The sequence below is a fragment of the Chryseobacterium sp. genome, from assembly GCF_022869225.1.
In the GTDB taxonomy this organism is placed as follows: Bacteria; Bacteroidota; Bacteroidia; order Flavobacteriales; family Weeksellaceae; genus Chryseobacterium.
The window spans coordinates 4366884-4380533 of the sequence record NZ_JALIHL010000001.1 but is presented as its reverse complement, the minus strand read 5'-3'; the positions used below and the strand labels follow the sequence as shown (position 1 = coordinate 4380533).

The window sequence follows — 13650 nt, the reverse complement described above, 5'->3', positions numbered from 1 at the left end:
AATTTGATACTTTAAAGGTATCACGGAAATTATTTTTAAATCATGATAACAGTTGTATTTTGAAATGATGTTAATCACTTTTTTCCCAGACATCAAGTATTTCAATCATCCGGCTGGAAGCCAATTTTGAGTCAGTCATTGTGAGGGCAATATATTTCAGTCCGGAATCTTTAATGACTGACAAATCGGGGGGAAGATTTTCCTGTGATCTGAAGATGATATTCTTTATTCCAAGAAATACAAGTTTTTGGATAAGGTCTGAGGAAAGAGGTTCCTCCTGATCAATAATAATGACAGTATCCTTTGATGCTGCAAAATGAACTGTAAGATTATTTAAAGGATATACGATAATCGTAATTTTATGTTTTTTACGATTGGCCAATGCAAGAAGCTCTTTATCTTCCTGATTTATATGATATACTATGACTTTCATAATTCCTGTTCAATATTCAAATGTATTGAACTATACGGAATCTGCTCATGCATGAAGTCATTATAAAAAGTGACAGATATTAGTTTTTTAATTTTTGAAGCCGAATAACATCAAGTATTGTAATCTTCCCTGCACTTCTGTCGATTAAATTCTCCTCTTTAAAATCACTGAGTATCCTGCTTACCGTTTCAATTGCCATTCCTGCCATGGAAGCCAGATTTTCTCTGGAAATTTCAAAGCTCTCAGCCTGAGGGTATTTTGCATGCAGTTTGAGTAAAACCTCAGCCATTCTTTTCCTGACAGAAAAATAGGCAAGCTGTAATAGCTGCTCCTCATGATCAAGAACATTATGGGCAAGAATTGTAATAAATTTTTCTGCGATATCCGGATATTTATATAGCAGCGGGTCTATGACTTCTCTTGGAACCGAACATAATTCAGCATCTTCCAATACTTCGGCCGTTTCTTTATATTCCTTTCCTGCCAATAATGAGGTCATTCCAAAGTAATCTTCGGGGCCGTACACTCCTGTCATGAGTTCTTTCCCGTCTTCTGTCATTTTGGTTGTTTTCACTGAGCCCGATATAATTAAATATACTGCATGGGCTGTATCTCCCTCATAATATATAATTTGTCTCTTTTTAAAAGATTTTATTTTTCGCTCATCAAATGCTTTTTTTAATTCATCAAGCCCGTGTGATGCCTGAAATACATTTGTCATCTTAACAAGATTAGAGCTGTAAAGACTTTTCTGGCGTTCTTTCTTTTTCAGACGGCTTTCTATAGCACTGAGAAGTTCAATATCATCAAAAGGCTTCGTCAGGTAATCATCTGCTCCCATTTCTATCCCTTTCCGTATTTCTGCTCTATCCACCTTTGCAGTAATAAAAATAAAAGGGATGAGTGCCGTGTCTTCTCTTTTGCTTAATAGATGCAATACTCCATATCCGTCAAGTTCCGGCATCATAATATCACACAATACGATATCCGGTATGTATTTAATTGCTAAATCTACCCCTTGTTTACCGTTAGAAGCCTGAAATACTTCATAATCGGCAAGCCCGAGAATTTCCGAAGTGCTTTCACGGATATCCTCATTATCCTCAATAATCAATATGCGTGTTTTTTCCATTAGGATTAAAAGATAGTATTAAAGTCATCTATTTTTTGGAAATGATAATATAAATGCAGCACCAGACCCGGGCTTGCTTTCAAAATGAATCTGTCCGCCCATCAGGTTTACATATCTGAGGACAATATTGAGCCCTAAGCCTGTTCCGGGAATATTGCCAATATTATGCGCCCTGAAAAAAGGTTGAAAAAGAGCGGAATGATCTTCTTCAGGTATTCCTATCCCGTTGTCTGTTACAGTAAAAATATACCGGTCTTCGTTTATTTCGGTTGAGAATTCAATCAGGGTCTGTTCTCCCGAATACTTTATCGCATTGCTGATCAGGTTCATCAAACAATTCCTTAATAAGTTGTGATCAAGATTGATTTCGTATTCTGATCCGGTGTGCTGATAAATAATAATCTGGTCTTCTTTGGTGATAAGCTGCATTTCTTCAGTAAGTTCTTCTGAAAACGTAACAACATCAAATAGAACAGCCTGAGGTTTTACAATTCCGGTATCCAGTTTTTCCAGCGAAAGAAAATCGTTGAGAATAGAATTCAGGCCGGCAATTGCATTTTTTATTTTATGAAGATGTTTTAATATTTGGCCATGATCAGAAATCTGCAGATATTTTTCTATGAGCACAATCGATAACTGCATGGAACTTAACGGAGTACGGAATTCATGAGATGCCATGGACACAAAACGGCTTTTCATACGGTTAAGCTCCTTTTCTTTCTGCAGGGATACATTGGCTTCTTCTTTGGCTTCTTCCAATTTACAGAGCATTTTTTTTAATGATCTTGTGCGGTTTTCGACCAATTCTTCAAGCTCTGCTGTATATTTTTTAAGAAATTCTTCCGCTTCTTTTTCTTTGGAAAGATCATGGATAAAACCAGCGTAGATTACCCTGTCATGAAGCTGAACCTCACTTACAGCAAGTCTGAAAGGAAATACTGACCCGTCTTTTCTTAATCCTTTTACTTCCCTTCCCTTTCCGATTATTTTTTTTTCACCGGTATTCTGATACGTAAGGAGATAACCATCATGCCGGCTTTTATCCGGCTCCGGCATTAATACTGAAATATTTTTACCTGTTATTTCTCCTTCTTCATACCCAAATATTTTCAATGCAGAAGGATTCAGACTTTCTATCTTCCCCCTGCCGTCAATGGTTATAATACCGTCAATAGCAGTTTCAATAATAGCTTGCAATAGTTTGGTACTTTCCATAGTTTGTATATTACCACACTATATAAAGGTATGAATTTTAGGATTATTAAGGCATTTGAATATTAAATTTTCATCAATAAACAACATTTATAATATTGAATTCTTAATTAGAAAAACAGATGCACGGCTTCCGGAATGATTAACAGCGGAACTTCTAACTTACCGGCCTGTCTTGCAGCATGGCTGCTCTGGATGAGCCTCTCAATAAAACCCCGATGATCGTGGCCCATGGCCAGCATATCAATGTCTTTATTTTTCAGTATATCCAAACCATAATCTATATTTTCGCTATAAATACAGTTATAACAAATTTTACCCTCAAGATTTTTTAGAAACATTTCTTTTTTATGTTCATAGGCTTTATCTTCAATAATTTCATTGGTACTCTGAACAATATGGGTAATTAAAAGTTCCGCATCAAAATATTCTGCAAATTTTAGCAGTGATTGAGCCGTTTTGATATCTTTTTTATTCAGATCTGTAGCAAAAGCAATCTTTTTTACTTCCTTATATTGATGTTCCGGAGGAATTAACAGAAGAGGATACTGTGTACTCTCCACCATTTTCAGGCTATTGCTTCCAAAAACAAGACGGGCAAGCATACCCGCTCCCTGCATACCCATTACGATAAGCAGTGTTTTGTTATGGTCTGCTGTATTATTAATAACCTGAACAGCATCTCCTCCCTCGCAGGTGTAATATATCGACGGATGGAAAGGAAACGCCTCATCTCCCCATAAGATCTTTTCTTTATCTTCCAGTGCTTTTACCAGCTTTTTCAGCTTTTTGCTGTTTTCCTTCTCTAATTCCGGATATTCATATAAAGCCCAGGCAGTCTGCCCAAGCATTGGACTTTTAACCGGCAGGCCAAAAGCATGGCACAGGTTAACATTACATTTTAAGGCATTAGCCAAATGAAGTGCATAAAAAGCTGCATTTCTTGCCGGCTTTGAATAATCTGTAGGGACTACAATTGTTCTCATAATACTATTTTTGCTATTTATTTTGGTTAAACATCTTTTCCAATGACTCATCAAAATGGTAAATATCTTTATATAATACAGGTTTCCCATCTCGTATCAAGCAGGTGAGATAAGTAATAAGGATGGAAACAGGCTGCTTTAAAACAAAATCTTTTCTCTTATAATCAGCCATTGCATTTTCTAAAACAGGTATATCACTTTCTGCTTCATCATATTTTAATAGCACAGATGCCAGTTCCCTAGCGTTTTCTACGCGGACGCATCCATGGCTTAAAGCTCTTTCATTGTTATTGAACAATTGCTTGCATAAAGCAGTACATCATCTGAGCGAAATCCGTCAATGTAATTTGTATCAATATATGATGCGTTGTAGGAAGGATTGTATTTTCCAAAATGCAGATGATTGATGTAAGTAATAAAGGCATCTGTCATTACAATATCGAAAACTGCTTTTTCTTTTTGATTTATTTCTGCAGGAGTATTCCGCAGTTCCCTTAATTTGCGGAGAGAAATAGCACCCCAATGATAATCAGACAAAGACAATCCGGATCGATAGGAATACTCCAGCAACAGCATTGCTATTTCGGGTTGATCAGACTTCTGTTCAACGTTTACCCACGCATATTCAAAGTTATTTTGAGTATAAAACCGGATAACCGATTTAGGGTAATGCAACGTAGAAAGATTCCCATTGTCCTTAAGAAATAAAGCGATCTCGGTATCCGTCTTTGAATTCTGCCCATGAACAATAATGCTAAAAACAGTACAGAAAAGAATAATCATTAAGTGCATAAAAGATTTCATGATTTGTAATTTAACACTGTAAATTTCATCATTGCAACCTTCCCAAATAATGATTCCCGTCACTTAAAAAAATGATACTGCCGTATTATACATTTCAGCAATAAATGAACAGGCTTCCCAATATTGGATCCGACCAGCATCATATTTCATGGTGATAAGTGTCATCCTATCTTCTCCCAAGGATCCGCAACTTTGGCCTATCAATTGATAACACAATGAAAACCAATGCCGAGTTATAAAAAAAATGTTCAGGATACTATCAAATGTTGAGTAAGAATGAGTACTATTTTCGCATTAATTATTCCTGCTGAATATTCTTTTTATGAATTTATAGAGTTCAAACCACAGCACGGAAATGGCCGATACAAGCACCGCCAGTCCTAATTCTTTCGCTGTAAGGGAGGTCACGCTGAAAAATCCGGCAACTGGTTTTACATAGAGAATGATAAACAGGAACACCAGAACCAATACAGAAATCCCGACAAGTAAAAAATTACGGTTCTTACAACTTTCCAGTATGCTGTAATAGAAAGAACGGTTCACAAAACTCAATAATATATTGGCCAATATCAATGTAGTGAAAACCAATGCTCTAGTCTTTGCTTCATCATTTCCGTCATGAACGGAATACTGGTACATCAGTACTATTCCAGCCGTAATCACAAGCCCCTGAATAATGCTTACAGTGAGTTCCCGCCAATTCAGGAAGGTATCGGTAAGTGCTCTCGGCGGTTTCTGCATAGCATTCCTTTCTATAGGTTCATTTTCATAAACAATGGAACATGTTGGCCCCATTACCAGCTCGAGAAAGATAACATGTACAGGGGTGAATATTTGCGGGAATACCCATCCCAGAAATAAAGGTAAGGAAACAGTGAGTATAATAGGAATATGAATAGAGATGATATACTGAACGGCTTTTTTTATATTGGCATAAATTCTTCGTCCCGCTGCAATCCCGACAACCAGCTTTTCGAGATCATCATTCGTAATCACCAGTGCTGCTGCTGACTTGGCAATCTCAGTTCCTTTATTTCCCATGGCGACTCCTATATGGGCCGCTTTTAAGGCAGGCCCATCATTCACGCCGTCTCCCAGCATAGCAACTACGTGGCCTTTTTTCTTCAGTGCGGTGACCACTTCAAGTTTCGCTTCAGGGAACATTCTGGTAAATAACGTTGTTTGGTCTGAGAGTTTCATCAGATCTTCTTCTGAGCTTTCAGCAATTTCACTTCCACTGACTGCCCGGGTATTGTTTTTAATTCCTGCCTGCAAAGCAATCGCCCGGGTTGTATCAGCATTATCTCCTGTAATTACTTTTACCTTAATCCCTGCTTCATCAATACGCTGGAATACATTTTTTATTCCCTTTTTAGGAGGATCATAAAATACAGTCAGTCCTAAAAAATCAAATATAAAATCCTGTTGCTTTTCAGGAAAACGATTTCCTTCAAAATGGGATTTGGCAACGCCAAGAACCCGATATCCCTGCTCTCCGAATTCTTTTATAAGCACCCGTATTGTGTTCTTTTCCTCTTCCGAAAGCTTAGAAACACTGATGACCGCTTCAGGAGCTCCTTTAGCTGCAATGATCCGGTCTTTCTGTTCATTTTCAAAAAGATGGGTCATCATAGGAGGCTTGCCCTCAAGCGGATATTCATGAAATAACTGATAATCTTTCCTTTTATCGGGATGCTGAGTCTGTTCATAAATCTTATGCAAAGTTATTTCCATAGGATCAAACGGTACAGGTTCGCTACTCCACATTGCATAATCAATAAGTTCATCCAGTTCTTTTATGCCGAATTCTGCCTGGCCATAGATTTTGCCGGACCGGTAATCATAGAGATGTTTCAGCTGCATGGAGTTTTCAGTAATTGTTCCTGTTTTATCTGTACAGATTACGGTAATACTTCCCAGGGTCTCCACAATACTGCTCCGTTTGATAATGATACCTTCCCGCATCAGTTTCCAGGCTCCTAAAGCCATAAAAGTTGTAAAGGCCACCGGGATTTCTTCCGGAAGTACAGACATCGCCAATGTGAGGCCACTCAGTAAGCTGGTCACAAAGTCTCCTGTTTTTATAAAGCTGAAAATGCATACCGCCAGGAAGATTAACGCTCCAACAACAGCCATTCCTTTTACAAAGTTCCGGATCTGAATCTGTAAAGGCGATGCTTCTTCTTTTATATTCAATATGGATTGTCCAATCTTTCCCACTCTGGTTTCTTTCCCGATTGTCTGTACTTTAAAGACAGCAAGCCCGGAAACAGTTATGGTACCGCTATATACCATATTATCTTCTGATCTGCTGTCCTTGAAAACAGAAAAACTCTCTCCTGTAAGGGAGGATTCATTGACAGAAAAGTCATTGCTATGTACAATCTTTCCGTCAGCATTGATCAGGTTTCCTTCTTCAGTAATACACAGATCTCCGACAACTATTTCAAAGGTCGGAATTTCGATTACCTGTGAATTTCTGATCACCTTGCTCAAAGGTTCATTAAGTTTTTCAAGTTCTTCCAAAGCTTTCTTGCTGCGGTTATCCTGATAAAAAGAAATTGCAGTAACTCCTACTATGGCCACCAGCATAAATAAGGCTTCCCCATAATCGCCTATGAGCACATAGATAAAGGAAACACAGATCAGCAGAATAAGCATTGGCTCTTTCAGAATACCGATAAGCAGGTTGACCCATGTTTCTTTTTGAACCGCTTCCAGTCGGTTGTAGCCGTATTTTTTCCTGGAAACGGCTACTTCAGTTTCCGTAAGACCTTTTAAATTGTCAGGGATATTATAAGTCATGCGAAATGGTTATATTCTTAAAATTAATGATTGTTTTTGTCATAGCAGCGTATTATTCGCTGTTTTTAAGGTTCTGTTATTTAATCTGCTTTCGGACTTCTGCTGCCCACCGTTCTATTTCGGACTTTTCGGATGCGGATAGCTTTGCATCGTGGTGAATAATGGTGTAGGATGTAAGTGGCATCTCATTGTTTCTGACCGTTTCTGCGATTTCATCAAGCTTATGAAGCTTTTTCTCTTTAGAATACGCATAAAACTCATCAAAATTTAAGTGCCGTTTTCCGGAATTCACATGGTCTGCCAGCCACCATTTTACAGGCTGTATATTGTTATACCACGGGTATGCCGTAGTATTGGAGTGACAATCATAACAGCTTGTTTTTATTAAAGCCTTTACCTGAGCAGGTACCGGATAATGTTTTTCTATTGCATTTTCTGAAACAGCAACTGCTGTATTCTTATCGGTATCAAAAAATTGGATTACAATCAGCAGCAGCACGATAAGTCCGGCTCCTTTTTTTATTAAAGATGATATTTTCATTGTTTATATTCTATTGATTATTTTTTTATACTGTTTTTTCATTTTCCCACTGGGAAGTTGTTTGGTTTTTTTTTAATGTAAACTGCAAAAATGAGGCAGTCTCAAAAGTCAAAAAACCGGGTCTTTGCCATGCTGACCCCTGTTTAAAAATCCCTGTAAATCAAATACTTAATACTATTCACTACATTCCAATTTCGTTCAGAATGACACTTTTGAGACAGCTTCTACTCCCTACTTTTCTTATTCGCCTTCAGTATTCTTTAGTTTCATAAGAAGTATATAGGCATTCCTGATCACGATTTTTTTATGTTTGAAATCATTAAAATTGAGAATCTGTACATACCCATTTTCAGTCTCCCCCAATGTTACAGAAGTTAATCTGTAGGTTTGTTTTTGATCTTCCACAAAAACAAAATCTTTTCCTTCAAAATTCACAATACTCTCTTCGGGAACAGCATTGGAAAAAGAGGTGCTGGTTTCTATTTCAGCATTCATATACATCCCCGGAACAAGACTTTGATCATATTTATCAAAATGGCAGTGTACTTCAGCCCAGCCGCCCGGATTGACATCTTTGCTGATAAGCAGTATTTCTCCGTAATATTTTTTATCAGGTGCGGCGTTGGTATAGGCGGCAAACCGCTGTCCTTTTTTCAGGTTTTCCAGATCCTTCTCAAATACTTTAAGGTTGAGGTGGATATCATCCGGCTTAATTAACTCAAAGAGGACATCGGATGGATTTACATATTTTCCTATATTCACATTCACCTTACTCACAAAGCCATTGATGGTGCTGTAAACAGGGACGCTTTTCGTTATATTTCCTGAGCCCAGTGATTCAGGATTGATATTGATAAGACGAAGCTGCTGGGCCAGGGAATTCATTATAATCTTCTGACTGTTCATTTCAGACTGGGCCTGTTGCATCACCTTATCACTGGTTGCCTGGCTTTGGTTAAGTATTTTTTGACGGTTATAATCCAATTGGGCAAAGTGCATTTTAGATTTTGCCATTAAATAATCCTGCTGAAGCTGGATAAACTGCGGATTTTCGATGACCGCAATTACCTGGCCTTTTGAAACCGGTTTTCCCGGAAGCAAACTGCTGGATTTCAGGTATCCGCCCAAAGGAATACTCACGGAAACAAGGTTTTGAGGAGGAACATCAATCATTCCATTAAGTTTTAAAACGGCGGAAATCTTCTGCAGGGAAAGCGTGGTGGTTTCTATGGGCGCATTTCTTAATTGGGCATCGGTAAGAGCTACCACATTTTCATCTTTCTGAGATCCAGAGACCGGCTCCGGTTTTTCATGGTTTTTGCATTGGTAAAACATGAATAATCCTATGAATAAGGAATAGGATATAAGGGTAAGGTTAAGTTTCATTGTTATGGATTTAAGGTAAGGTATTCCAGTTCTATAGCACTCTGATTCAGCTTCCAAACCGCATCGGTATAATTATTTTTTAAGGTGACAGCCTGATTGACCAATATGACAAACTCCAGGTAATTAATCTCTCCTGCAAGAAACTGTCTTTTAGCTGTTTCAGTAATAACATCGGCATTTTTCAGTGCTGAACTTTGATACCGGGAAACAATATCAAGATTGGTCTGATAGATCTCCGTTATCTTTTTAAAATGATTCTGCAACTTAAACTCTGTATTCATCAGTTCATTTTCAGCAACAGATTCGGCAATTTTAGCAGCCTGAATTCTTGCTTTTTGTCCTCCTGAAAAAACAGGTACTGAAACACCCAGCTGTACAGAATGAAACTGCGGCGCGGAACCGTATACTTTGTCATCAGCTCCCATTCCTCTGAAGCTGTTAAGATTATAGGCCCATTGCAAACCGGGAAGCATTTTTGCCTTTTCCAGGACGATTTGCTGCTCAGAGATATTTTTCTGCTGCTCCAGTACTTTAATGACCGGATGTACCCCAAGCTCTTCTTTAGCTCCCCCGTTAAATAGTTTTTGATCTTCAGGCAGAAAATCAATTTCAGTATTTAAAAGCCATTGAAGCTGATATCCCAAAACAGAAAGTTCCTGATGCAATTGTTGCAATTGGATTTCTATTGCTGATTTTTGATTGGATGCGGTTGTTTTTTCTAAGATATTACTCTCTCCTGCTTGTAAGCGTATGCTTGCTTTATCTAAAAAATCAGTGTATAGTTGTAAAGTTTCATGGAGAAGCTGCTCTTTCTCTTTCCAATACATCATATTATAAAAGGTGAGGCTCACGGCTTTCTTCAGCTCATATTCTTTAAGAGAAACATTCAGCAGAGCTTTTTTCCACTCTTCTGTGTATACATTTTTTTGTTTTTTATAAACGGTTGGAAATGCAATGTTCTGGGAAATCCCGAATTTCATGTCTGTCAATGCACTGTTGATCTGCCCGTAATCCATCGTAATGCCGGTTTGAGGAATATCCGATGCCGATCTGATCAACGCCCTGGAATATTCTGATTTTAATTTTTCATTTTTAAGGCTTCTGTTATTCTGTAAAGCAGTATGAATGGCTTCCTCTAAAGTAACAGGCGTTTGGGATTTCATTTCCAGTCCGGTACAGCAGAAGACAAGGATCAATACTGAAACCAGATTTCTGTTTTTTGTTTTTTTCATTTTAAATCCTTTTTCAATATTTATATAAAGCAGTGGTAAAACAAACAGGGTAAGAAAAGTTGCCACCATTAATCCTCCGATAACGACTGTAGCCAACGGCCGCTGTACTTCAGCTCCGGCTCCGTTACTTACAGCCATCGGAATAAAGCCCAGCGAAGCGACAAAAGCCGTCATCAGAACCGGGCGAAGCCGCGATTCTCCTCCATTGACAATGATTCTTACCATATTTGTAATTCCCCTTTTGTGAAGACGGTTAAATTCCGATATCAAAACAATCCCGTTCAGCACTGCCACTCCGAAAAGGGCTATAAAACCTACTCCTGCACTGATACTGAAAGGCATTCCTCTGAGTGCCATAAGGAATACACCGCCAATGATGGAAAGCGGAATAGCCGTGTAAATCAGTACACTCTCTTTAACAGAATTAAAGGCTAAAAACAGCATGACGAAAATAAGAGCCAGCGCGATGGGAACGGCTACCATAAGACGTTGTTTCGCATTATTGAGATTTTCAAACGATCCCCCATAGGTCATATAATAGCCCGTAGGAAGTTTCATTTTCTGATCTGCTTTGCTTTGAAGTTCTTCCACGATACTCTGAACGTCTCTGCCTTTTATGTTAAAACCTACCACAATTCTTCTCTGGGCATTTTCTCTCTGGATCTGGTTGGGCCCATTTTTCACCTCCACTTTGGCAAGCTGAGATAATGGGATCTGATTTCCAAAAGGGGTAGGAACTAAAAGGTTTTTAATATCAGCCAAATTTTTACGGTCTTTCGTATCGAGCCGTACCACCATATCAAAGCGCTTCTCTCCCTCAAAAACCAGTCCTGTACTTTGACCTGCAAATGCCGTATTGACAATCCTGTTGATATCTGAAATTGACAAATGATACTGGGCAATCAAAGGGCGGTTGTATTCTATGATCACTTGCGGCATCCCGGAAACAGGTTCTATATAGAGATTCTGGATTCCCTCTATCGTTTCTATAATTTTTCCCAGTTTTTGGGCATTCTGTGAAAGCACATCAAGATCTTCTCCAAATATTTTGATGACCACATCCTGTCTTGCCCCTGTCATCAATTCGTTAAAACGCATCTGAACCGGAAACTGAAAACTGGCTGTAATCCCGGGAACATCCTGCAATTGTTTGCTCATTTTGTCTGCTAACTCAGGAAAGGTGGAAGCGGAGGTCCACTCTTTTTTATCTTTTAAAATCACCATCATATCTGAAGCATCCATCGGCATAGGATCAGTAGGAACTTCCCCGCTCCCTATTTTGGTCACTACCTTTTCCACCTCTGGAAATTGTGACTTGAGAATGTGGGCTGCTTGTTGGGTGCTTTCAATAGTTGTGGTAAGGTTGCTTCCAGGCAGAACTCTTGTATCTACTGCAAAATCACCTTCTTCAAGAGAAGGGATAAACTCTCCTCCCATTCTGGTTATCATGAAAACAGCCATAATAAATAAAGCTGCAACGATTGCAAAAACCGTTTTGGGAATTCTAAGAATCCTGAGTAAAGAGGAAAGATAAAGCTGCTCGACCTTTTTCATGAGTCTGTCTGAAAAAGTAGGCTTTTCGCTTCTTTTTCTCAGTACAACAGCACTCATCATTGGAATATAGGTCAGCGAAAGTAAAAATGCCCCCAGCAATGCAAAAGCAACGGTCTGAGCCATCGGTTTAAACATTTTCCCTTCAATTCCCTGTAAGGTAAGAATCGGAAGGTACACGATCAGAATAATGATCTGTCCGAAAACAGCACTGTTCATCATTTTTCCGGCAGAATCTATAACGATTGTATCCATTTCTGATTGTCCGACAGAAAATATTTTTTTGAATTTTGAATGATGGCTGAACTGATGTAAAACAGATTCCACAATAATAACGGCCCCATCGATAATCAATCCGAAATCCAGCGCTCCAAGGCTCATTAGATTGCCACTGACTCCGAAAAGATTCATCATGCAGATCGCAAACAGCATGGCCAACGGAATAACTGAAGCCACCAGCAACCCGGCCCGCACATTCCCTAAAAATAAAACCAGTACAAGGACAACGATCAATGCGCCTTCCGTAAGATTTTTCTCTACCGTTCCAATGGCATTGTTGACCATCTTGGTACGGTCTAAAAAAGGTTCTATCACGACCCCTTTTGGAAGTGTTTTCTGGATTTGGGTGATTTTTTCCTTTACGTTTTTGATGACCTTATTGCTGTTTTCACCTTTCAGCATCATGACAATAGCTCCTGATACTTCTCCCTGGTCATTAAAAGTCATCGCCCCGTAACGGGTTGCAAAACCGGGTTTCACTTCAGCAATATCTCTTATAAACAGGGGAACATCACTTGTTTTTGTTGCAATAGAAATATTTTTAATTTCTTCCACATTTCCTACAAGTCCTTCACTTCTGATGTATAAAACAGTGGGCCCCTTTTCAATATAGGCACCACCGGTGTTTTGATTATTGGCCTGTAGAGCATCAAAGACATCATTAATTGTTATTCCATAAGCATTAAGCCGGTCAGGATTTACCGCAATTTCATATTGTTTCAGTTTTCCACCAAAACTGCTGACTTCTGCAACTCCCTTTACGCCTAAAAGCTGTCTTCTGACAATCCAATCCTGAATGGTACGAAGTTCTGTGATATTGTATTTTTTTTCGTATCCTTTCTCAGGTCTTACCACATATTGAAAAATTTCGCCAAGTCCTGTAGAAATAGGTCCCAACTGAGGATTTCCTATTCCTTGCGGAATGAGCGCCTGTACCTGCTGAAGTCTTTCAGCAACCTGTTGTCTCGCCCAATAAATGTCAATATCATCTTCAAAGACGATCGTGACAAGGGATAATCCAAATCTTGAAAAACTCCTGATCTCTTTTAATCCTGAAATATTATTGTTGGCCTGTTCTATAGGAAAAGTAACAAGCCGTTCTATATCTGTTGCCCCAAAAGAGGGTGCAATCGTAATAACCTGTACCTGATTATTGGTAATATCCGGTACTGCATCTATCGGCAGTTTAGTGACCTGATAGGAACCCATTCCAATAAGCCCCAATACCAACAATGCAATAATGAGTTTATTCTTTACAGAAAACTCAATGATTTTTGTAAGCATAAATG

Annotated in this window: 10 protein-coding genes; all 10 read right to left on the bottom strand. The window is 38.7% G+C overall.

Annotation, left to right across the window (positions count from 1 at the left end):
* Positions 1 to 70: 70 nt before the first annotated feature.
* On the bottom strand, positions 71 to 433 hold the full coding sequence (locus tag MUW56_RS20475) for a hypothetical protein (RefSeq protein WP_292014936.1): 363 nt from the start codon (positions 431 to 433) through the stop codon (positions 71 to 73).
* A gap of 79 nt (positions 434 to 512) precedes the next feature.
* Entirely contained in the window at positions 513 to 1565 is a 1053-nt protein-coding gene (locus MUW56_RS20470; protein WP_292014935.1) for a response regulator, read from the bottom strand.
* A gap of 24 nt (positions 1566 to 1589) precedes the next feature.
* On the bottom strand, positions 1590 to 2780 hold the full coding sequence (locus MUW56_RS20465) for a PAS domain-containing sensor histidine kinase (protein WP_292014934.1): 1191 nt from the start codon (positions 2778 to 2780) through the stop codon (positions 1590 to 1592).
* Positions 2781 to 2887: 107 nt separating this feature from the next.
* Positions 2888 to 3763, bottom strand: coding sequence for a universal stress protein (locus tag MUW56_RS20460; RefSeq protein WP_292014933.1), 876 nt, complete (start codon positions 3761 to 3763; stop codon positions 2888 to 2890).
* 13 nt (positions 3764 to 3776) lie between these two features.
* A complete protein-coding gene (locus MUW56_RS20455; RefSeq protein ID WP_292014932.1) occupies positions 3777 to 4061 on the bottom strand; it encodes a hypothetical protein in 285 nt (94 codons plus the stop codon).
* Positions 4034 to 4567 carry a hypothetical protein gene (locus tag MUW56_RS20450; protein ID WP_292014931.1) on the bottom strand — a complete coding sequence of 178 codons (534 nt, stop codon included), beginning with the start codon at positions 4565 to 4567 and terminating at the stop codon, positions 4034 to 4036. The genes MUW56_RS20455 and MUW56_RS20450 overlap by 28 nt, the downstream gene beginning before the upstream one ends.
* Before the next feature lie 294 nt (positions 4568 to 4861).
* Entirely contained in the window at positions 4862 to 7372 is a 2511-nt protein-coding gene (locus MUW56_RS20445; RefSeq protein ID WP_292014930.1) for a cation-translocating P-type ATPase, read from the bottom strand.
* A gap of 76 nt (positions 7373 to 7448) precedes the next feature.
* Positions 7449 to 7913, bottom strand: coding sequence for a heme-binding domain-containing protein (locus MUW56_RS20440; protein ID WP_292014929.1), 465 nt, complete (start codon positions 7911 to 7913; stop codon positions 7449 to 7451).
* Positions 7914 to 8153: 240 nt separating this feature from the next.
* Positions 8154 to 9248, bottom strand: coding sequence for an efflux RND transporter periplasmic adaptor subunit (locus MUW56_RS20435; protein WP_292015452.1), 1095 nt, complete (start codon positions 9246 to 9248; stop codon positions 8154 to 8156).
* A 53-nt stretch (positions 9249 to 9301) separates the two neighbouring features.
* Complete coding sequence (locus MUW56_RS20430; protein WP_292014928.1) at positions 9302 to 13645, bottom strand: CusA/CzcA family heavy metal efflux RND transporter; 4344 nt, start codon at positions 13643 to 13645, stop codon at positions 9302 to 9304.
* Positions 13646 to 13650: the final 5 nt, after the last annotated feature.